This window comes from Streptomyces sp. NPDC096310, from assembly GCF_044763125.1.
Taxonomy (GTDB): domain Bacteria; phylum Actinomycetota; class Actinomycetes; order Streptomycetales; family Streptomycetaceae; genus Streptomyces.
In genome coordinates this window covers 100,414-121,049 of record NZ_JBIWFO010000021.1, presented here as the reverse complement: position 1 = coordinate 121,049, position 20,636 = coordinate 100,414, and the positions used below count along the sequence as shown (strand labels likewise).

Annotated in this window: 16 protein-coding genes; 10 read left to right on the top strand and 6 right to left on the bottom strand. The window is 73.6% G+C overall.

Annotated features, from left to right (window positions below; translation table 11 throughout):
* Positions 1-44 precede the first annotated feature (44 nt).
* Both ACIQ7D_RS29655 and ACIQ7D_RS29650 read left to right on the top strand, forming a co-directional pair.
* Entirely contained in the window at positions 45-902 is an 858-nt protein-coding gene (locus tag ACIQ7D_RS29655; RefSeq protein WP_403942725.1) for a PP2C family protein-serine/threonine phosphatase, read from the top strand.
* A gap of 67 nt (positions 903-969) precedes the next feature.
* Positions 970-2,157 (top strand): MASE1 domain-containing protein, encoded by a 1,188-nt coding sequence (locus ACIQ7D_RS29650; RefSeq protein WP_403942769.1) that lies wholly within the window; start codon positions 970-972, stop codon positions 2,155-2,157.
* A 28-nt stretch (positions 2,158-2,185) separates the two neighbouring features.
* Here the strand turns inward: ACIQ7D_RS29650 and ACIQ7D_RS29645 are convergent, their stop codons facing one another.
* Complete coding sequence (locus ACIQ7D_RS29645; protein ID WP_403942723.1) at positions 2,186-2,935, bottom strand: triphosphoribosyl-dephospho-CoA synthase; 750 nt, start codon at positions 2,933-2,935, stop codon at positions 2,186-2,188.
* Between the two features lie 446 nt (positions 2,936-3,381).
* On the opposite strand from ACIQ7D_RS29645, the gene ACIQ7D_RS29640 reads away from it, so the two are divergent.
* The 7 genes from ACIQ7D_RS29640 to ACIQ7D_RS29610 all read left to right on the top strand — a co-directional run bounded on the left by ACIQ7D_RS29640 (position 3,382) and on the right by ACIQ7D_RS29610 (position 11,386).
* A complete protein-coding gene (locus ACIQ7D_RS29640; RefSeq protein WP_403942720.1) occupies positions 3,382-4,203 on the top strand; it encodes an endo alpha-1,4 polygalactosaminidase in 822 nt (273 codons plus the stop codon).
* A gap of 235 nt (positions 4,204-4,438) precedes the next feature.
* Positions 4,439-5,767 carry an ABC transporter substrate-binding protein gene (locus ACIQ7D_RS29635; protein WP_403942718.1) on the top strand — a complete coding sequence of 443 codons (1,329 nt, stop codon included), beginning with the start codon at positions 4,439-4,441 and terminating at the stop codon, positions 5,765-5,767.
* Between the two features lie 229 nt (positions 5,768-5,996).
* Positions 5,997-7,028: a carbohydrate ABC transporter permease gene (locus tag ACIQ7D_RS29630; RefSeq protein ID WP_403942715.1), complete on the top strand. Its 1,032-nt coding sequence runs from the start codon at positions 5,997-5,999 to the stop codon at positions 7,026-7,028.
* Positions 7,025-7,930: a carbohydrate ABC transporter permease gene (locus ACIQ7D_RS29625; RefSeq protein WP_403942713.1), complete on the top strand. Its 906-nt coding sequence runs from the start codon at positions 7,025-7,027 to the stop codon at positions 7,928-7,930. Before ACIQ7D_RS29630 ends, ACIQ7D_RS29625 begins: the two co-directional genes overlap by 4 nt.
* 94 nt (positions 7,931-8,024) lie before the next feature.
* Complete coding sequence (locus ACIQ7D_RS29620; RefSeq protein WP_403942710.1) at positions 8,025-9,005, top strand: carbohydrate kinase family protein; 981 nt, start codon at positions 8,025-8,027, stop codon at positions 9,003-9,005.
* Between the two features lie 32 nt (positions 9,006-9,037).
* Complete coding sequence (locus ACIQ7D_RS29615) at positions 9,038-10,354, top strand: alpha-glucosidase/alpha-galactosidase (RefSeq protein ID WP_403942707.1); 1,317 nt, start codon at positions 9,038-9,040, stop codon at positions 10,352-10,354.
* 105 nt (positions 10,355-10,459) lie between these two features.
* On the top strand, positions 10,460-11,386 hold the full coding sequence (locus ACIQ7D_RS29610) for a ketose-bisphosphate aldolase (protein ID WP_403942705.1): 927 nt from the start codon (positions 10,460-10,462) through the stop codon (positions 11,384-11,386).
* Positions 11,387-11,424: 38 nt separating this feature from the next.
* On the opposite strand, the gene ACIQ7D_RS29605 is transcribed toward ACIQ7D_RS29610, so the two are convergent.
* The 5 genes from ACIQ7D_RS29605 to ACIQ7D_RS29585 form a co-directional block, all read right to left on the bottom strand.
* Positions 11,425-12,903, bottom strand: coding sequence for a DUF2079 domain-containing protein (locus tag ACIQ7D_RS29605; RefSeq protein ID WP_403942703.1), 1,479 nt, complete (start codon positions 12,901-12,903; stop codon positions 11,425-11,427).
* Positions 12,904-13,177: 274 nt separating this feature from the next.
* On the bottom strand, positions 13,178-14,539 hold the full coding sequence (locus ACIQ7D_RS29600) for a condensation domain-containing protein (RefSeq protein ID WP_403942701.1): 1,362 nt from the start codon (positions 14,537-14,539) through the stop codon (positions 13,178-13,180).
* Between the two features lie 4 nt (positions 14,540-14,543).
* On the bottom strand, positions 14,544-15,962 hold the full coding sequence (locus tag ACIQ7D_RS29595) for a condensation domain-containing protein (RefSeq protein ID WP_403942766.1): 1,419 nt from the start codon (positions 15,960-15,962) through the stop codon (positions 14,544-14,546).
* Entirely contained in the window at positions 15,962-17,452 is a 1,491-nt protein-coding gene (locus ACIQ7D_RS29590; RefSeq protein ID WP_403942699.1) for a condensation domain-containing protein, read from the bottom strand. Before ACIQ7D_RS29590 ends, ACIQ7D_RS29595 begins: the two co-directional genes overlap by 1 nt.
* A 368-nt stretch (positions 17,453-17,820) precedes the next feature.
* Positions 17,821-18,777, bottom strand: a complete 957-nt coding sequence (locus tag ACIQ7D_RS29585; protein WP_403942697.1) for a MerR family transcriptional regulator — start codon at positions 18,775-18,777, stop codon at positions 17,821-17,823.
* A gap of 101 nt (positions 18,778-18,878) precedes the next feature.
* On the opposite strand from ACIQ7D_RS29585, the gene ACIQ7D_RS29580 reads away from it, so the two are divergent.
* Positions 18,879-20,474 (top strand): alpha/beta fold hydrolase, encoded by a 1,596-nt coding sequence (locus ACIQ7D_RS29580; RefSeq protein ID WP_403942694.1) that lies wholly within the window; start codon positions 18,879-18,881, stop codon positions 20,472-20,474.
* The last annotated feature ends 162 nt before the right edge of the window (positions 20,475-20,636 follow it).

Below are 20,636 nucleotides of genomic sequence, written 5' to 3'. Positions count from 1 at the left end.
GTCCATGACAGACGGTCCATGACGGACGTACCTCGGAGCGGTGGATGAGCCGGCGTCGTCCCACACGGTCCACCCCGGCCACGAGCGCCGACGACCTGCTGACCACCCTCGGCCGGCTCACCGCCCAGGCCCGCCGGGGCGCGGAGCTCCAGCATGCCCGGGTGGAGCTGGCCGAGGCGTTGCAGCGCGAGATGCTGCCCGCCGTGCTGCCCGCACTCCCCGGGCTGCGGACGGCCGCCCGGTACGCACCAGCGCGCGACGGGCTCGACATCGGCGGGGACTGGTACGACGGTTTCACGCTGCCCGACGGGGCGCTCGCCCTCTGCGTCGGGGATGTGCAGGGCCACGATGTCGAGGCCGCCGCGATCATGGGGCAGGTACGGATCGGGCTGCGGGCGGTGGCCGCGACGGCGACGGACCCGGGCCAGGTGCTGAGCCGGGCCAACGACCTGCTGCTCTCGGTGGGCTCCAGCCTCTTCGCGACCTGCTCCTTCCTCCGCTTCGACCCGGGCACCTGGGAGCTCCAGAGCGCACGGGCGGGCCATGTCGCCTCGGTGTGGGCCACCGCCGACGGCCGGTCGGGGGTCGCCGAGGACGCGGGCGGGCTGCCGCTGGGCATCCAGCCGGGCGAGGTGTACCCGGTGACCCGGCGCAGGCTGACCGAGGCGGGCGCCTTCGTCCTGCTGACGGACGGGGTGGTGGAGGGCCCCTCGTTCCCGATCGACGAGGGGCTGGCGACGGTGGCGGGGGTGCTCGCGGAGGGCGTGCGCGCGGGTACGGCCCCGGGGGAACTCGCGGCCGAGGTGATGAGGGTGGCCGAGCTGACCGGCCACTCCGACGACGCCGCCGTCCTCGTCCTGCGCCATGACGCGGCGCCGGAGGGGCGCCGTCCGCCCGTGTGACCGCTTCGGCAGCGTGTCACGGCCGACCTGGGCGGAGCACGGCGGCGGGCACTGTCTGATGGCCGGTGTGGTGCGTACCGATCAACTCCGCCGTCTCACCGTCCGCGCTCTGCCGGCCCTCGGCGTCGCCGTCGCCTATTACGCGTTCGGGCAGCTCGGGCTGGTGAGACAGGTGCGGGTCGAGGGGGCGATCGTCACACCGCTGTGGCCGCCGACAGGTGTCGCCCTGGGCTGTCTGCTCCATCTGGGCCTCGGCGTCTGGCCGGGGATCTCGCTCGGCGCCCTGCTGAGCATCGTCACCATCAGCACCTTCCACCCGGCGGATGTCGTGATCATCGCGGGGAACACCCTCGCCCCGGTCTGCGCGTATCTGATGCTCCGCCGGGCCGGTTTCCGGCTCGAAGTGGACCGGCTGCGCGACGGGGTGGCGCTGGTGTTCCTGGGCGCGCTGGGCGGGATGCTGATCAGCGCGACCGTCGGTACGGGCGTACTGGTGCTCAGCGACCGGCTGCCGCACCACGGGTTCTGGCCGACATGGACCGCGTGGTGGACGGGGGACGCGATGGGCGTCCTGGTGGTCACCCCGCTGCTGCTCCTGCTGCGCCGGGTCCGGCTGCCGGGGACGGGCGACCGGGCGGGCGGCGCCGACCGGGACGGGACCGATCGCAGTGGCGCCGACGGCGACGGCGCCGACCGGGCCCGGCGTCACGGCGGGCGCTGGGCGGAGGCGGCGGCTCTGCTGGTCACGGCCGTCATCGTCACCCTGGTGGCCGCCAGAAGCCCGCTGTGTCTGCTCTTCCTGGTCTTTCCGCTGCTGATCTGGGCCGCCCTGCGCTTCCAACTGGCGGGCAGCGCGCCGTGCGCCCTGCTGGTCTCCGTCGTGGTGATCTGGGCCGCGACCGACCATGTCGGGCCGTTCACCCACCACGACCTCACGGAGACGATGATCAGCATCCAGGCGCTGAACGGGTCGGTCGCGCTGACCGGGCTGCTGCTCGCGGCGATCGTCACCGAGCAGCGGAACATCCGGCGGAAGGTGGAGCAGGCCTGCATGGAGCTGGCCGAGGTGGTCGGCCACCTCGCCCCGGATCCGCCGGGGCGGCGCACCGGCTCCGGCCTCTCCGGCAACGGCGCGGAGGGCAGCACCGCCGAGGGCAGCCCGTCCGAGGGCAGCCCGTCCGAAGGCCGCGCGTCTGAAGGGCGCACGTCCGAGGGCCGTACGGCCGAGGGGCGCGACGACGGGCCCAGGGGTTAGCGCTCGCGGTCATGCCGGTACGGGTGCCTCACCGCGCCGGGCCGCGCGGGTCGTCGTCCGTGGCTGGGGCCGCGCCTGCGTCCGTGCCTGCGTTTCCAGCGTGCCGCCGCGCCACCACAGCCCGTCCACGAAGAGCGCCGCCGCCAGCAGCTGCGCGCTGCCCCTCGGCCGCAGCCCCCGCCGCGCGCAGCCGGGTGTCGAAGGCGGCCGGTTCCGACCGGCCGGCCGCCGTGGCCGTACCGCCCGCGTCGAGGACGTCACGCGCGCTCCGCAGGGCCGCCAACGCCCGTCGTACGTGCGGGAATCCGGCCCGCGCCTCGCCCCGCGCGCCGGCCGCGCCGTAGCGGGAGGCCACCGCGGAGCCGGGGGCGGGGCGGCGCGGGGCCGCCCCGTCGGTGAAGGTGACGATCCGCCGGGCGGCGGCGGGCAGTTCGTCGGGGGCCCGCGCCGGTTCCAGCGCGGCGGCCACCAGCAGGCCCAGCGGCCGGAGCGCGCCGTGGTGCAGTGGCGACCCGGCGTTGGCGCGTGCCATGGAGAGCTCGGTGGCGCGGCCGATCCAGCCCAGCTCCGCCCGGAGCCGGCGGCTCGGCCCCTCCGGCGCCCGGCGGGCCGCCGCGGCCATCGCCGCGAGGCCGGGCACCAGTGACCCGGCCGACCAGCGCGGGGCGCCGAAGTCCGCCTCGCGGGTGTCGGGGAGACCGGGTTCGGGGGTGAGTTCCGCCTCGGCCGGCAGGGCGTCGGCCGAGGCCCGCGCCGGCGCCTCGTCCTCGCGGCGCACGGCTGCGAGTCCGCCTGTTCCACTGTCATGGACGGGACCCCAGGGAGCGATTCCGGGAGTGGGTGGCCTCACGCTGTCAGTCTCCTGTGCGCCCCGCGCGGGCCCGGTCCGCCCGCGCCGGCGACCCGTACCGGAGCTACCAGGGCTTTTGGCCAACGCCGCGAGCGTGCGTGCTGGGCGGCGCGACGGGGCAAAGCCTTCCGGGAGGGGCACTCGTTGCCTCTGGGGCAGAGTTGTACCCCTGTGATCTGTTGACACGGGGTGGGCCCGCTCGCTTTACTCCTCGAAACGCCGGAGCTGAGCGTCTGAGCTGAGTCTGCGGCACCAGAGGTACGCCTAGCCGGTAAGCGCAGGGCCCCCACGGCCCCGCAAGTCCGGACAGAGTCGCCAGGATCACTCCAGGGTCCGAGGCGGGGACGTACCCCCCATTCTTCTGGAGCTCGACAGTGAGCATCAATCGTTCCCGCACCCGCCGGATCTCCGCCGCGGTCGCGGCCCTCACGGCAGCGCTGGTCGCCCCTCTCCTCTCCGCTTCCCCCGCCGGCGCGGCGGCGGCAGCCGTCACCCTTCCCCCGGCCCACGCCGGGTTCGACTACCAGATCGGCGGCGCGTACACCCCGCCGGCCGGCGTGACCGTGGTCAGCCGTGACCGCGAGGCGTCGCCCGCCCCCGGTGCGTACAACATCTGTTACGTCAACGCCTTCCAGGTGCAGCCCTCCGAGCTGGACGAGTGGGACGCGGACCTTCTCCTGCGGGACTCCTCGGGCAACGTCATCATCGACGAGGAGTGGGACGAAGCCATCCTCGACGTGAGCACGGCCGCCAAGCGCGACCGGATCGCGGCCAAGGTGAACGGCTGGATCGACGGCTGCGCGGCCAAGGGCTTCCAGGCGATCGAGCCCGACAACTACGACAGTTACGACCGCAGCCGGGGCAAGTTCGGTACCGCCGCGGCCATGGCGTACATCACCAAGCTGTCCGCCCACGCGCACACGAAGGGCCTGGCGATCGCGCAGAAGAACACCGCCGACCTCGCCGAGTACCGCTCCACCACCGGGCTCGACTTCGCCATCGCGGAAGAGTGCGGCGAGTGGAACGAGTGCGACTCCTTCACCGACCACTTCGGTGACAACGTCATCGTCATCGAGTACACCTCCAAGGGGCTCTCGACCGCCTGCAAGGGCTGGAAGGACAAGCTGTCCATCGTCCGCAGGGACCTGGACGTCTCCCCGATCGGCAGCAGCGGCTACCTCCGCCAGACCTGCTGACGCGCCACCTCCCGTCCGGGGCTCCGGCCGTCCGCAGCTCCGGCAGTCCGGGGCCCCCGACCGTCCGGAACTCCGGTCCCGCCGGCCTTCGGTGACGAAGGCCGGCGGCCCATGGTGATGAGGCCCGCCGATCCTCGGTGATGAGGCCCCGCCGGCCCTCGACGCGCAGGGCCCTTCGGTGAACAGGCTTCGGCGATACGGCACCGTGTGCCGCACGCCTTCCAGGGAGGTAGACATGGCCGCGGACTCCCGCATGCCCCATCTGTCCCGCCGCGGGATGCTCCGCGGGGGCTCCGGACTGGCGCTCGGCGCCGCCGCGTCGGCCGTGCTCTCCGGGTGCGGCACGGACGCGGCGGACGGTGTCGGCGCCGACGGCCGGGTCACGGTGGAACTGTGGCACGGCCAGACCGACTCCGGGCGCGCCACGATCGAGGCGCTGGTCCGGGAGTTCAACCGGAGCCACCCCGGGATCCGCGTCCGCCCCGGCGGCGGTGTCCTCGCCGACGCGATGCTCCAGAAGATCACCGCGGCGCTCGCGTCCGGTTCCTTCCCCGACATCGCGTACGTCTTCGGCTCGGACCTCGCCAGCGTCGCCCGCAGCCCCTCGGTGGTCGATCTGACCGGTACCGTCCGCTCGGGATCCGTCCCGTGGGACGACTACTGGACGCCCGCGCGGGACGCCGTCACCGTCAACGGGCGGGTACGGGCGGCCCCCGCCCTGATCGACTCGCTCGCCGTCGTCTGCAACAAGAAGCTCTTCCGCGACGCCGGAGTGCCGCTGCCCGAGGCCGGCTGGACCTGGCAGGAGTTCACCGACACGGCGGCGCGCCTCACCGACCGGCGGCGCTCCGTCTTCGGCACCGGCTGGCCGGGGGTGGGGGACGAGGACACGGTGTGGCGGCTGTGGCCCATGGTGTGGGACCTCGGTGGTGAGGTCATCGCGCCGGACGGGAAGTCGATCGGCTTCGCGAAGGCCGGCGTTCGGGCGCTGGAGACGGTGGACACGCTCGTCCGGTCGAGGAGCGTGTACGTCGACCCCAAGCCCGGCAGTGAGCAGATGTACCAAGTCTTCCTCTCCGGGCGGATGGGCATGGTCGTCACCGGGCCGTGGCAGCTTCCCGACATCCGGGAGGCGGAGGTGGAGTACCACGTGGTCCCGCTGCCCAGCTACAGCCGTCGTCCGATGACCATCTCAGGGCCCGACACCTGGACGGTCTTCGACAACGGCTCCGCCCGGGTACGGGCCGCCCGTACCTTCCTGAGCTGGCTGATGCAGCCCGCCCAGGACGTGCGCTGGGACATCGAGGCGGGCAGTCTGCCGCTGAGCCGGCCGACCGCGGCGCTGCCCGCCTGGCGGAAGCAGGACGCGGAGACCGAGGGGCTCTCGGTGTTCACCCGGGCGCTGGACTCCGCCCGGGTGCGCCCGGCGCACCCCGCGTATCCGCAGATCTCGCAGGCGCTCGGGCAGGCGATCGCCGCCGTACTCCTCGGCAGGAGCAGTCCGGCCGAGGCGCTGCGCCGGTGCGCGCGGGAGGCCGACGCGGCGCTGCTCATACCGCGTTGACCGCCACCGCCACCGCCACCGCCACGACCCTCGCACCCACCGCCTCCACCGCGACCCGCGCGTCCGCCACGGCCCGCCGCGCCCACCGGCTCGGTCGCGGGCACGGCGCCGGCCGTGACCGGAGGCGACCGGAGTCGACCGGAACCCCGGGCGCCCGCCACGTGAACGGCGCTGCCCGTACCCAGCGTTGACCGCGCAGCCCGCGTCCACCGCGCTCAGGAGAACCGTCATGCCGCGACTGCCCGCCCCGCTCACGCTCCCCGACCCCGACTCCGCCGCCGCCCGGGACCGCCGGACCCGAGGGAAGGATCCCGGCCGGCCCCCGGCCGGTCCCGCCGGTGCCCGCCCGCTCCGTACCGGCGGCTCGCCGCTGCGCCGCGGCGAGTCCGCCACCGCCTGGGCGTTCATCGCGCCCGCCGTCCTGATCATCCTCGGGCTGAGCATCGTCCCCGTAGCCTGGTCGTTCCTGCTCTCCTTCCAGGCGGACGACCTGGTCACCCCCAGCCGCTGGGTGGGCCTCGACAACTACCGTGCGCTGCGCATGGATCCGCACTTCGGCCAGGCCGTGCGGAACACCCTGCTCTACACGGCGCTGTACGTGCCGCTCTCCATCGGGCTCGGGCTGGCGCTCGCCCTCGTACTGAACCGGCGCATCCGGTTCGTGGGCCTCTACCGGACCCTGATCTTCGTGCCGTTCGTCATCTCGGCGACCGCACAGGGCGTGCTGTTCTCCTTCATCCTCGACCCGGAGTTCGGCGTCGCCAACTCCGTACTGCACACGCTCGGCGTCTCCCCCCAGGGCTTTCTCTCCGACCCGGGACAGGCCCTGCTGGTGCTGGTGGCGATCTCGCTCTGGAGCGGTACGGGCTTCTGCGTCGTCGTCTACCTCGCCGCACTCCAGGACGTGGAGCCGTCCCTGATCGAGGCGGCGCGGCTGGACGGCGCCGGGCGGTGGCACCTCCTGCGGCACGTCAAACTCCCCGCGCTGACACCGGTGAGCGCGTTCCTGCTGGTGTGGCAGACCATCAACGCCCTTCAGGTATTCGACCTGGTGTACGTGACGACCAAGGGCGGGCCGCTCGGCTCCACCACCGTGATCGTCTACTTCATCTGGGAGCAGGCGTTCAAGAACTTCACGGCCGGTTACGGCGCGGCGGCGGCCTATGTGCTCGCCGTGGCGCTGGGCGTGGTCACCGTGGGGCTGCGGCTGGTACGGCGCGGTTCCGTACGCCCCGTACCCGTCGAAGGAGCTGCCAAGTGACGGTCACCAGCGCGTCCGCGTCCCCATCCCCTTCCGTCCCCGCCCCCACCCCCGCCGAGCCCGCCGCGCCGCGCCCCCGGGGCCGGTCGTGGCTGCCCTTCAGCGCCTGGCACCTGCTGCTCGCCCCGCTCGCGCTGGTCTTCGCGATCCCGCTGGTCTGGCTGGTGCTCAGCTCGGTGATGAGCAACGCCGAGATCAACCGCTTCCCGCCGGCCCTGTGGCCCTCGGGGATCGATCTCGGCGGCTACCGCTACGTCCTCGGGAACGCGATGTTCCCCCGCTGGTTCGCCAACTCGCTGATCGTCTCGGTCGTGGCCGTCACGTCCAACCTGGTCTTCGGCGCGCTCGGCGGGTACGCGTTCGCCCGGATGCGGTTCGCCGGATCCCGGCTGCTGATGGGGCTGATGCTGGCGACGATGGCGATCCCGTTCCAGCTCACGATGATCCCCACCTTCCTGGTCATGAAGCGCCTCGGGCTGATCGACACCCTCGGCGCGCTGATCGTGCCCTCGCTGGTCACGCCGTTCGCGGTGTTCCTGCTGCGGCAGTTCTTCCTCTCCCTGCCCAGGGAGCTGGAGGAGGCCGCCTGGATGGACGGCTGTTCGCGGCTGCGCGTGCTGTTCCTCATCGTGCTGCCGATGTCGCGGCCCGCGCTGAGCACCGTGGCGGTACTGACCTTCCTGACCACCTGGAACGACCTGACCTGGCCGCTGATCGCCATCAACCACGACACGCGGTACACGCTGCAACTCGGGCTGACGACCTTCCAGGGCCTGCACCACACCCAGTGGGCGGCGGTCATGGCGGGCAATGTGATCACCGTGCTGCCGGTGCTGCTCGCCTTCCTCTTCGCGCAGAAGTCGTTCGTCCAGTCCATCACCTCCTCGGGGCTCAAGGGATGAGCCGGCGATGAGGCCGCACCACCCCGCCGCCCCTCTCTCCGCACTCCAGGGAAGCCGGATGCCGCACACCTCTCCCGTGTCACACACCTCTTCTGTGCCACAGACCTCCCTCTCGCACACCTTCGATCTGCTGGTCGTCGGGGACGCCAACCCCGACATCGTCCTCGGACCGCTCGACGCGCCCCTCGCCTTCGGCCAGCGCGAACAGCTCGTCGACACCGGCCTGCTGACCCTCGGCGGCTCCGCCGCGATCATGGCGTGCGGCGCCGCCCGCCTCGGGCTCAAGGTCGCCTTCGCCGGGCGTGTCGGGGACGACGAGGCGGGCCGGTTCGTCGTGGCGGCGCTCGCCGCGCGGGGCGTCGACACCGGCGCCGTACGGCTCGACCCCACCCTGTCGACCCCGCTGACGGTCGTGGTCACGCGCGGCGACGGCGACCGTACGATCCTCACCGCGCCCGGCACCCTCACCGCCACCAGCGCCGACGACGTACCCGAGGCGCTGCTCGGCGACAGCCGCCACGTGCACGCCGCCTCGTACTTCCTGCTGCCGAAGCTGGCCGGGGCGCTGCCCGCGCTCTTCCGTACGGCGCGCGCCCACGGGGCCACCACCTCACTGGACACCAACGACGATCCGGCCGGCACCTGGGACTCCGACGGTTCCGGAGGGCTCGGGGCGGTGCTCGCCGTCACCGACTTCCTGCTGCCGAACGCCCGCGAGGCCCGGGCGCTGGCCGGGCTGCCCGAGGACGCGCCCGTGGCGGAGGCGGCTCGCCGGCTCGCCTCCCGTGGACCGCTGGTGGCCGTCAAGGACGGGGCCGACGGTGCCCTCGCGCACGACGGCCGCACCGTCTTCCGTACCCCCGGCATCCCCGCCGAGCCGCTGGACACGGTCGGCGCGGGCGACAGCTTCGACGCGGGCTTCGTCGCCGCGATGCTGGCCGCCCGGTCCCTGCCCGACGCCCTCGAACTCGCCGCCGTCTGCGGGGCCCTGTCCACCCGGGCATACGGGGGCACCCCCGCGCAGCCCACCTGGGACGAGGCGTGCGCCGCACTCCCCGCACGCCCCGCCGACTGATCTGTCTCCACCCGCGACCGAAAGAACGTGTCATGACCACCACGAAGATCGCCTTCATCGGCGCCGGAAGCGTCGTCTTCACCCAGGGGCTCCTGACGGACCTCTTCGCCTTCCCCGACCTCCGCGACCTCCACATCGCCCTGCACGACATCGACCCGGAGCGGCTGACCACCGCCGAGGGCGCGGCCCGCCATATCGCCGACCGGGCCGGGGCCGCCCCGTACGTCACCGTCAGCGCGCACGCCGACCGCCGCGAGGCGCTGGCCGGCGCCGACTTCGTCATCAACATCGTCCAGGTCGGCATGGGCGCGTCGACCCGTACCGACTTCGACGTACCCGCCGGCTTCGGTGTGCGGCAGACCATCGGCGACACCCTCGGCGTCGGCGGCATCTTCCGCGCGCTGCGCACCTTCCCCCTGCTGAAGGCGCTCGGCGCGGACATCGCGGAGCTGTGCCCCGACGCCTGGCTGCTCAACTACACCAACCCCATGGCGATGAACGTCCAGTACCTCACCGCCGCCACCGGACTGAACCGTGTCGTGGGCCTGTGCCACTCCGTCTACTGGACGCTGCGCGATCTCTCCGCGCTGCTCGACGTTCCGTACCAGGAGGTCACGTACCGGGCCGCCGGGGTCAACCACCAGGCGTGGATGCTGCGGTTCGAGCACAACGGCACGGACCTCTACCCCCGGCTCGACGAACTCATCGCGTCCGACCCGCAGTTGCGCCGCCGGGTGCGCGTCGACATGTACCGGCGGCTCGGCTACTACCCGACCGAGACGAGCGAGCACTCCTCCGAGTACGTGCCCTGGTACCTCCACCACGACAGCGAGATCGAGCGGCTGCGGCTGCCCGTCGGCGCGTACCTCGGGATCGTCGAGGAGAACGTCGCCCTGTACGAGAAGACCCGCGACGCGCTGGCGGCCGGGACCCCGCTCGACGTCGAGGCCACGATGGAGTACGCGCCCCAGATCATCCACAGCATCACCACCGGCACCCCCCGCACCGTCTACGGCAATGTCCCCAACCACGGGCTGATCGAGAACCTGCCCGCGACCGGCACCGTCGAAGTGCCCTGCCTGGTCGACGCGTCGGGCGTGCAGCCCACCAGGATCGGCGCGCTGCCCGCGCAGTGCGCGGCGCTCAACCGCACCTATCTGAGCATGAACGACCTGGTGGTCAGGGCCGCGCTGGAGGACGACCCGCGCGCGGTGCGGCAGGCCGCCATGGCGGACCCGGCGACCGCCGCCGCGCTGCCCGTGGAGCGCATCTGGGAGCTGTGCGACGCCATGGTGCGGGCCCACGGCGATCTCCTCCAGCCGTCGCTGAGGGCCACGGACCTCCTCTGACCCGGCCGGTCCGATTCCGGTGCGCCTCCCTGCCCGACCCAGCCGCGCCTCCTTGCCTCCCCGCCTCCCCGTATCTCTCTCCCGTATCTCTCAGGAACTGGAACCATGCCTCTGACCCCCACCGGCAAGCTGGTCGCCCGCACCGCGCACGGCGTCGGTGCGTTCAACGTCGCCCTGCTCGAACAGCTCGAAGCCATCCTCGCGGGCGCGGACCGGGCGGCCCTCCCCGTCATCGTCCAGATCAGCGAGAACGCCGTCGCCTACCGGGGCGCCCTCGGCCCGCTCGCCGCCGCCGCGCACGAGGCGATCGCGGACGCCGGTGTGCCCGTGGCACTCCATCTCGACCACGCCACCAGCACCGACCTGGTCAAGGAGGCGGTACGGCGCGGCTTCACCTCCGTCATGTACGACGGCTCCCTGCTGCCCTGGGAGGAGAACGTCTTCCGTACCCGGGAGATCACCCGCTGGTGCCACGACCACGGGGTGTGGGTGGAGGCCGAACTCGGCGCCGTCGGCGGCAAGGACGGATCCGGGGACGGCGCGGGGGAGAGCGCCCACACGCCGGGGGTACGGACCGACCCGGACGAGGCGGCCCGGTTCGTGGCCGACACGGGCGTGGACGCGCTGGCCGTCGCGGTCGGCACCGCGCACCAGATGACCCGGCGCACGGCGGCGCTCGACCTCGCGCTCATCGCGGAGCTGCACGCGGCGGTGGACGTACCGCTGGTGCTGCACGGTTCGTCGGGGGTGGACGACCGCACGCTGGTGGCCGCGGTGGACGCCGGGATGCGCAAGATCAATATCTCGACGCATCTCAACGGCGTCTTCACGGCCGAGGTACGGGACCGGCTCACCGCCCGCCCGGAGACCGTGGACCCGCGCCGCTATCTGGGCCCGGGGCGGGAGGCGATGGCCGGGGAGGTGGCGCGGCTGCTGCGGCTGCTGGCGGAGGGAGCGCGGCAGGAGCCGGGGCAGGGTCAGGACCCGGTTCCGGGGTCGACGGCGTCGGTCCCCGCCGGGGAAGGCGCCTGACGCCGCCGGGCGACGCGGTCAGGTGACGGCCCCCAGCGTCACGACCGTAGCTCCAGCAGGACGAAGCCGCCCGCCTCCCCGGCGATCCGGAACGCCGCCTTCGGATGGAGCTGTCTCGCGTACGCCAGCGAGTCACGGTCCGGGGCGTGCCGGTTGTCGAGCGCGATGAAGTCCGGTGTGAGACCCCGTGTGCTGCCCAGCCAGAAGACCCGGCAGCGGGAGGTGAGACGGCTGATCGGGGCGGTGTTGGCCTCGACGTTCGCCCCGTCGGGGATCCGCTCCAGCAGCGTCTCCACCGCCCTGACCTGGTCGGTCACCCGGTACGCCGCGGGCTCGGTCAGCGCCGAGAGCGGCAGCGACGGTGTGAGGGCCAGCGCGGCGGCGGCGACCGCGGGGGGCAGGTGGTACGCGTACGAACGCACCCAGGGGCGGGCGCGCGAGGCACGGCGCACGCCCGCGCACGCGTCCGCGAGGGCCAGGGTGGCCACGGGCATCAGGACGGCGCTGTAGTGCCAGGCGGTGCCCCAGTAGTGCTCCTCCGAGGAGAGGAACCGCCAGCCGAGGGTGGGCAGGGCGGCGAGCAGCAGCGGGGAGCGCAGCGCCAGGAGCCCGGTGGTGGGCAGCAGCAGCCACAGGAACGTACGGAACTTGATGTCGGCGCCGTCCAGCGGACCGTTCCCGCCGTCCATCTTGGCCCAGTAGTCGTACGTGTCGGCCGTGTTGAAGGCCGGGATGACGACGGTGAAGGTGAGGACCGCGGCGAGCGTCGTCAGCGCCGCGACCCCGAGGGCGTGCCGGACGACGCGGGAGGCCGAGGGCGTGCGCCGGGCGCGTACGGCCACGAGCACCGCGAGGGCGGCGGCGGTAAGCCCCAGATCCTCCTTCACCAGAACCAGTGGGACGGCCCACCACAGGGCGGCCCGCCAGCGGTGCGCGAGCAGCGCTTCGAGGGAGAAGGCGATCAGCGGGACGGCGAAGGCGATCTCGTGGAAGTCGACGGCGATCGCCCGCTGGAGCCCCCACGACATGCCGTACGCGACGCCGAGCGCGAGCCCCGGGCGCCGGCCGAGGAGACGGCTCGCGGCGCGGGTGACGGGGACGGCGGAGAGGGCGAAGAGCGCGGCCTGGGCGATCAGCAGGGTGACGGGGGTCGGGAAGACCCGGTACACGGGCGCGAGGAGCGCGGTCACGGGGCTGAAGTGATCGCCGAGTATGTGCGTGCCGCGGCCCTTGATGTCGGCGATCGGCGCGCGCAGCTCCGAGTAGGCCCGTACGGCCTGTTCGAAGATGCCCAGGTCCCAGGAGGCCGACGCCATCAGGCGGTAGCGGCAGACGGTGAGGGTGGCGTACGCGCAGAACAGGGCGAGGGCGAGGGCGTACGGGGCCGCCGCGCCCGGATCGCGCGCCAGAGCGCGGACGCGCTCGCGCAGGGGCCGGCGCGGGGCCGGCCCGGGTATGGGGTCCGGCGCCCGGCCGGCCCCGCCTGGGTCGGCCGGGGCGAGGCTGGTTCCGTGCATGGGGGTCGGTCCCGTTCTCGCGGTCTCGGTGGGCTGGGGCGGGGCGCGCGCCGTGGCGAGGCGTCACCCTTCCCGTTCAAGAAGACAGCGGCACGCCCTGATCCGTGGCCTGTCCGCCACCGGTTCCTGGGCCCGGCCCCTCCGCCGTGGAGGGGGCACGCCCGCGTACCACGGTCTCCTCCGAACCGTCCGGCAGCCGCCGGACCCCAAGGACTCTACGCTCCGTGACCACGACGGCGACGGCCGCCGCGACGGGCGCCGCGGGCCGCCGTGTTCAGGGCCGGGCCAGCGTCTCCCCGAGGGCGTCGGCGAACTCCGTGACCACCGCCCCGGCGGCCGGGGTCGCCGGGAAGCGGGAGCGCAGGAACAGGCCCTCGTGTGTGCGGGAGAACCAGAACTGCGCGTCGTCGGCCGTGGTCACGCTGCTGATGTGGTGGGCGTTGGCCGCCCGGTGGTGCTCAGATCCTGGCAGCCGCCGGTAGTCGACGTACGACACCATGAACACGTCGTCGCGGGTGCGCCGGAAGACCCCGCCCAACTCCGGCAGGACCTGCGCGAAGGACACCTCGGCCAGCGCCCGCGCGGCCCGGAACGCCTCCCGCGCGCCGCGTACGCCGTCCTCGATCCCGCGTACGCCGGTGATGTCCAGGGTGAGCGGCGCGATCGTCGTGAACCAGCCGACCGCGTGCGTCCACCGCTCCTCGTACCGGGTGTGGAGCGGTGTGCACAGCCGCAGGACGTCCCCGCCGCCGAGCCCGCGCGCGGCCAGGGCGACGGCGGTGAGCACACCGGTGAAGGCGCTGCCCCCGGCCGCCCGGCAGCGCGCCTCGAACGCGTCCGCCCCGGCCGCGTCGAGCAGCGGGCGCGAGTCCGTCCCCTGCGGAGCCCGCGTGCCGGGCGGTACGCCGAGGGGGAGCGGGAAGGCGGGTGTCGTCCCGCCGCAGCCGGCGAAGAACGCCGCCCAGCCGCGCACCCGGGGGTCGTCCGCGTCGACCGTCCGCGCCGACACCCGCTCGGCCTCCTCGGCGCAGTGGTCGACGAAGCTGCCGGCGGCGGGCAGCGCGCCCGTGGCGCCGGCGTAGCTCTCGCGTATCTCCCGCACGGCGACGGCCAGTGAGTAGGCGTCGGCGTTGCAGTGGTCGAACCCGCAGTGGACGGTCGCACCATCGGGGCGCACCACCACGGCGAAGAGGTACGAGGGCCAGTTCAGCGGCCGGCAGGCCGCGCCGAGCCGCCGCGTCAGCCACTCCCGTACGTCCGCGCCGCTCGCGTACGTCCCGGCGTCGCGCGCGACCAGCCCGTACGCCGGGGCGCTCACCACGAATCTCCCCGGGTCGGCGGCCGGGGCGCGGAAACCGCTGCGCAGCGTCTCGTGGCGCCGCCCCCACCCCTCGAACGCGATCCGCAGCGCCTCCAGGTCGACGGGGCCGCCGGGGAGGTCGAAGGCGCAGGCCAGCCAGTGCCCGGAACCCTCCACGACGCTCTCGGCGGTGGCGAGATGGAATCGCTGGTTGACGGACGGCGGTACGGGGACGGGCGGGGCGCCGTCCGCCGCGCGGAGCGCCGCGGGGGACGGTACGAACTCGACCACCCGGCCGGGCGCGGGCTCGTACCGGTCCATCGTCGTGACGCGCACGGAATCAGTCCCCCGTGGCCCGCACCCGGTACTCACCGCTCCGGGCGATCTCGCGCAGCACGTCCCGCAGCCGCTCCAGGAAGCGCGGCACGTTCTCCCGGGCGGCCGCCGTGTCCGGGTAGGTGACCTTGACGTAGGTACGGTCCCAGAGGCGGTTCACCCAGATCGGCACGTCCGTGCTGGTCCCGGGCCCGGCCAGACCGTGGCAGTTCGCCTCCGCCCAGTCCTGCGAACCGGGCGCGTGGCGCAGGTCGACGTACGACACCATGGGCAGCACGGCCCCGGCGCCCGGCTGCACGGCGAGCCCCGGCACCAGCTCGGCGACGCGCATCGGGGAGACCCCGGCCAGCTCGCGCGCCCGCGCGAAGGCGGTCCGCGCGCCCGCCAGAACGTCGGCGAGCCCGAGGTCGGTGCCGACCGGGGCGACCGGGAACTCGACGGGCACCAGATTGATGAACCACCCCTGGGACAGCAGCCAGCGCGGCTCGTCCCTGGTGTGGACGACGGAGAGCGCGCGGTACGTACGGTGCCCGCCCAGCTCGTACCCGCTGATGCCGAGCGCCGCGAGCACCCCGGCGGAGAACCCGGCACCGTGCGTCCGGCAGACCTTGGCGAAGGCGTCCGTCTCGGCGGCGTCGAGCAGGTCCAGGGAGAGCGAGAGCTTGGGGTACGCCGCGCCCGGCTCGGTGCCCAGCTCCAGCGGGAAGGTGGGGGGCGGCCCGGCGAGGAAGAACTCCAGCCAGCGGCGCACCTCCGGCGAGTCGGCCGTCAGCAGCGCGGAGCGCTCGCGCTCCAGGACGCAGAAGTCGACGTAACTGCCGGCCGGGGGCAGCTCCGCGACCGTCCCGGCGACCTCCGCCTCGTACAGCGCGCGCAGTTCGTTGAAGACGAGAAGCGCGGAGAGGCCGTCGCTGTGGCAGTGGTCGACGGCGTAGTAGACGGTCGAGACATCGTCCCGTACGACCGAACCCACAACGAAAGGCGGCCAGTTGAGCGGATCCGTACCGGTGTCGAAGAGGTCCAGCAGCCAGTCGCGGATCGTGTCGGGGGAGTCGTGGGGCCCGAGGGACGCCGCCTCGACCGCGACGGCGGAAGGATCGACGGCATGCCGCACGATCCGCCCGCCACCCTCATCCTCCTGGAGGGAGAACCAGCTGAGCAGGGTCGGATGGCGCAGCACCCACCGGTTCAGCGCGGCGGCCATGGCACCGGTGTCGAGCCGCCCCGGCACGTCGTACATGATCCCGACCCACGCGGACTGGGGCCGGCCCGCGGCGCGGTTCGCCAGCAGCCGCCGTACGTGGTTCTCCTGGACGTACGAGGCGGGTGCGGGCGAGACGAGCGAGGCCGCCGTGTCGGCGCCGGGCACCTGGAAGCCCACCAACTCGCCCGGCGCGGGCGAGAGTTCGAGAAGAGGGGTCATCAACACGGGGCGGGCTCCTGCTGCCGGGCGGGCACGAGGTCCCGCGGAAGGACATCGTTCACGTCGGCCGGTCGGCCGGGCGCACCCTCACCCGCGACACGGTTCATCAGCCGCCCGGTCCCGGCGACGAGGCGGGAGACGGCGAGCCGGGCGTGCTCGGTGGCGGGGTGGCGGAAGCTCACGTAGACGCCCTCGTACGTGCGGTTGATCCACAGATAGACCTCGTCGGGGTCCAGGCAGCGGCTGCGCAGCGCCGCCGCCTTCCACGCGCCCCACTGGCGCGCGCCCGGCGTCCTGCGCATGTCCATGTACGACACGACGAACCGTGGCCGCATCGGCGTCCCGAGCAGTTCGGAGACCCGGGGGAACGGTATCGCCGCCATCTCCCCGGCCCCGTCGAGCGCGGCGGACGCGGCGGGCAGCACCTCGGCGAAGGTGTCGTCGCCGCGTACGGGGATCCGCAGCGGTGCCACCCCGACGTACCAGCCGACGGAGTGCGTCCACCGCGCGTCGCCACGCGTGTGGAACGGGGTGACAGCCCGGAACTCGCCCTGGCCCCGCCCCTGGTCGTCTTCGCGGCTCGCGAGGGCGAGGCACGCGAGGACGCCGGTGAGGACGTTGCCGCCGTGGTCGCGGCAGACGCTCTGGAAGGCCTGGGCGGTGGAGGCGTCCAGGAGCCAGTCGCACCCACCGATCTGCTCCCCCACGGGGTCGGCAGTCAGGCCCGCAGCGCCCCGGTCGCCGTCTGCCGTACCGGGGAACCCGGGCAGCCGGCCGCCCCCGGAGCCGAGGAATTCACGCCACCGGACGACGGCCTCGTGCTTGTCGTGCACGAGCGCCGCATATGCGCGCTCGGTGTCGGCGAAATCGAGATAACTCCCGACCTCGTTGAGCGCGGCCGGTGTTCCCGCGGCGGCCGCCGTATACAGCTCCCGAATTTCATGTGCGATGAGCAGGATGGAATACCCGTCCACATTGGAGTGGTCGAAGCCGAGATACAGTGTGATTCCGTCGGCGTGCTCGACGGTGGCGAACACGAATGACGGCCAGGCGAGCGGATCGGTCTCCGCGTCGAACACATCCTCCATACGGGAGGCGAGCAGCTTCCCGCTTTCGAAGTACCCCTCGACGCCGCGCCGCAGCGCCACACCCCCGGCCGGCAGGGTCATACGCCGCAGCCCGCCAGAAGCCGCCCCGTCCGCAGGTACGAGCCTGCTGCGCAGCGACTCGTGCCGGTCGATCCACCCGAGCAGAGCCCCCTCCAGCGCCCCCGCATCGCCCCCCGGCAACTCAAAAGCGCTGGCCAGCCAGGCCGGAGCCCGCTCCGCACTGCGCCCACCCGCCAACGCCCCCGCGATATGGGCCTCCTGCACATACGAGGCGGCCCGCCCATCGGCCACCCACCCCGCCTCCCCGGCCCCCACCGGCGCACCCCGCGCCACGGCCCGCCAGACGGTGAGCAGCCCCGGCGTCGCATCCAACTCGTCCATCGTCGTGAATTTCACGTGCCTGCCTTGCGCTCAATTCGTGCGTGTGGGGGTGAGCGTGGTGAATGAGCTGTTTCCCCGGTATTCCCTCCGGGTTTCATTCCGCTCCGCGGCCGTGTGCGGCCTTCGCCACTCGGCGTCCGGCGGACAGCAGTGGCCATCGGCGCGTGACGGGATCGCATCCGGATTCCGTCGGTGACGAATGCTACGCAGATTCGAGCCGACGCTGCAACCGCGCAAATGTCAGGTATTCGCAGGTCGTTGGCGGTTGCGGCACACCGGAGGCACATTGTTTTCACTCAGGGGTCATGTGAGTTACCGGATCCACTCCTCGACGGAGTCCGGACCGGTCCTTCGCGGCTCGCGCGCCGTCAGACCCGCGCGCCCGGAAGGCGCGCCTCCGGAAGGCCCCGCTCCGTGTCGAGGGCCGCGCGCAGCCATTCCTGGGCGGCGCCGAGGGTCGGCTCGTGGGGGCCGGACAGTTCGCCGCTGAGGGCCCAGTAGCGGTCGAGTACGGGGTCGGCGGTCACGGTGAGCAGGACGCGCAGCCGCTGCCGGAAGAGAGGGGTGTCCCGCGCGCCGTACGTACGGGCGTGGGCGGCGACGAAGCAGTCGAGCGCGTCGCCCCCGTACGGCCGCCGCCGCGCCCGCAGTTCGGCCGAGGCCAGGTCGAACGCCTCGCCGAGTCCCTCGAAGAGGACGGCGGGACGCACCTCTTCGTCGGTCCGCCCGCACATGGTCCGGCCGGTCGGGGAGCGCCAGTGGTCGACGGGGGGTCTGGCGTCGGTGACGAGTGCGTGCAGCCGGGCGAAGACCAGGACCTGGGCGGGTGTCGGGTCCGCGGGAGGGTGCGGGACCGCCGCGTCCACGATCGAGGCGCGCAGCCGGGCCGGCAGCCGCGCGGGCAGTTCGCGGCGCCAGAAGCGGGCCAGCGCGGTGGTGCTGGGCGGTGTGGTCACGGCGCCGATGAGGCGCAGCCGTTCGGCGCGTTCCCCGGCGGGGCAGTCCCGGAGCGACTGGAGCGCGGCCTCCTGCCAGCGCAGCGCGGTCAGCCGCGAGCCGACCTCCCGCAGCCGTCCGGCGACGATGTCCTCCAGCGCGGATTCCCGTACGAGGACCCGGCCCACGTCGGGCACCGGCAGGTCGAGGGCGCGCAGCGAGCGGATCAGACGGAGCCGGTCGAGCGCCTCGGGCCCGTACCGGCGGTGGCCCCCGGAGCTGCGGGCGGCCTCGGGCAGCAGACCACGGTCGGAGTAGAACCGCACGGTCTTGACGGTGACGCCCGCACGCCGGGCCAGCTCACCGATGCTCCACGTGCCGTCGTCCACGCCTTGAACCTCCCTCAGGGGGAGTTCCTACGGTACCGGCGTACGGGATCCGGCCCACGGGCCGATACGGATCGATACGGACCGACGAAGGAGTGGTGGTCATGGCGGTGTTCGTGCTGGTCTCGGGGAGCCATACCGGCGGCTGGGTGTGGGACGAGGTGGCCGCCCTGCTCCGGGCGGCCGGATCCGAGGTGTACGCGGCGACGCTCACGGGCATGGGCGACCGCCGGCATCTCGCGGGCCCGGACACGGACCTGGAGACGCATGTCCAGGACCTGGTGGACCTGATCGACTCCATCCCCGTGGCAGACGGCCCGGCCGGCCCCGCCGGTCCGGGGGACGTCGTACTCGTGGGGCACTGTTACGGCATCCACCCGGTGCTCGGCGCGGCGGACCGGCGTACGGAGCGGGTCGCCCGGATCGTTCACCTCGACGCGGGGCAGCCCCAGGACGGCGACGTGGCGCTCGCGCTCGTCCCGGACCGGGCGATCCGCGACCGCGCGATCCGCGACCGCGCGGCAGCGGACGGGAGGGAGAGGGACGGCGGGGACGACTGGCGGATCCTCCCGCCGCCGCTCGACGAACCGGAGCGCTGGGGCGGTACGGCAGGCGTCCCCGAGGCGGCGCTCGAACGGCTGGCCCGGAACGCCGCACCCCAGCCGCTGGGCACGCTCACCCGGCCGCTGCGGCTGCCGCACGCGGACGCGCTCGCCGCGCTGCCGACCACCGGGATCTTCTGCACGGCCAACGGGTCGGGCATCGCCCTGGTCGAGATGCTGGTGGAGACCGGACAGCCGCGCTTCCAGGCGCTGGCCCGGCCCTGGGTGGGCTTCTTCGAGCTGGACACCGGTCACTGGCCGATGCTCTCGGTCCCGGACGCGCTGGCCGGCGTACTCCTGCGGGCGGCGGCGGACGAGGGGCGCCGGGTGACGGCGAAGAAGGGCGCACGCCCCGCGCACCTGGGACCCTTCCTCCTCGACGCACCGGAGGACGCACCGGGCGGGGGCCAGGAACGTACGGAACACACCACCCTGTACTTCCCCCGGGCCGAGGGCCCCCGCCCGGCGGTCGTCCTCGTCCACGGCGGCCCGCTGCCCGCCGACACCAGCCCCACCCCGCGCGACTGGCCGGTCTTCACGGGTTACGGGCGGTACGTGGCGAGCCTGGGGGCCGTCGGCGTCACGGTGGACCACCGGCTGTACGGGCTGACCGACTACGCCCGCGCCGCCGGGGATGTCGCCGCGGCGGTCGACCTCGTACGGGCCGATCCGCGCGTCGACGGGGAGCGCGTCGCGCTGTGGTTCTTCTCCGGCGGCGGGCTGCTGCTGGCGGACTGGCTCGCGGCGCCGCCGCCGTGGCTCCGGTGCGTGGCGGCGACGTACCCCGTCCTCGCGCCGATCCCCGGCTGGGGGCTGGTGGAGCCGCGCTTCCGCCCGGCGGCGACGGTCGGCTCGGCCGGGGGCCTGCCGATCGTGCTGACCAGGGTGGGCCGGGAGCGCCCGGAGATCGCGGCGACGGTCGAGGAGTTCCTGTCGGCGGCCGGGGGCGGCGGGGCGCGGGTGGAGGTGATCGACGTACCGCTCGCCCGCCACGGCTTCGAGACCCTCGACGATGCCGAACCGGAGGCGGCCGAGCAGGCGCGGCGCGCGGTGGAACGCGCGGTGCGCTCCGTGCTGACCGAGGTGACCGGAGGGTAGGACGATCGCGCAATCGGACTGACGTACTGCGGGTGAACGAGGCGGGATCGGGATGTGCCCGGGGCCGGGGACCGGCACTCTGCTGAGTGCTGACTGTCGATCCGAGGGGGAGCGTTGTCACGACAAGGGCAACGGCCACGGCTACGGGGACGACAGCCGGGG

Excerpts from the sequence above, each read along its gene's own strand:
- ACIQ7D_RS29630 (WP_403942715.1), top strand. The coding sequence starts at position 5,997 with ATGCCGCGACTGCCCGCCCCGCTCACGCTCCCCGACCCCGACTCCGCC.
- ACIQ7D_RS29590 (WP_403942699.1), bottom strand. The coding sequence starts at position 17,452 with ATGGACGAGTTGGATGCGACGCCGGGGCTGCTCACCGTCTGGCGGGCC.
- ACIQ7D_RS29610 (WP_403942705.1), top strand. The coding sequence starts at position 10,460 with ATGCCTCTGACCCCCACCGGCAAGCTGGTCGCCCGCACCGCGCACGGC.
- ACIQ7D_RS29655 (WP_403942725.1), top strand. The coding sequence starts at position 45 with ATGAGCCGGCGTCGTCCCACACGGTCCACCCCGGCCACGAGCGCCGAC.
- ACIQ7D_RS29615 (WP_403942707.1), top strand. The coding sequence starts at position 9,038 with ATGACCACCACGAAGATCGCCTTCATCGGCGCCGGAAGCGTCGTCTTC.
- ACIQ7D_RS29580 (WP_403942694.1), top strand. The coding sequence starts at position 18,879 with ATGGCGGTGTTCGTGCTGGTCTCGGGGAGCCATACCGGCGGCTGGGTG.
- ACIQ7D_RS29605 (WP_403942703.1), bottom strand. The coding sequence starts at position 12,903 with ATGCACGGAACCAGCCTCGCCCCGGCCGACCCAGGCGGGGCCGGCCGG.
- ACIQ7D_RS29635 (WP_403942718.1), top strand. The coding sequence starts at position 4,439 with ATGGCCGCGGACTCCCGCATGCCCCATCTGTCCCGCCGCGGGATGCTC.
- ACIQ7D_RS29595 (WP_403942766.1), bottom strand. The coding sequence starts at position 15,962 with ATGACCCCTCTTCTCGAACTCTCGCCCGCGCCGGGCGAGTTGGTGGGC.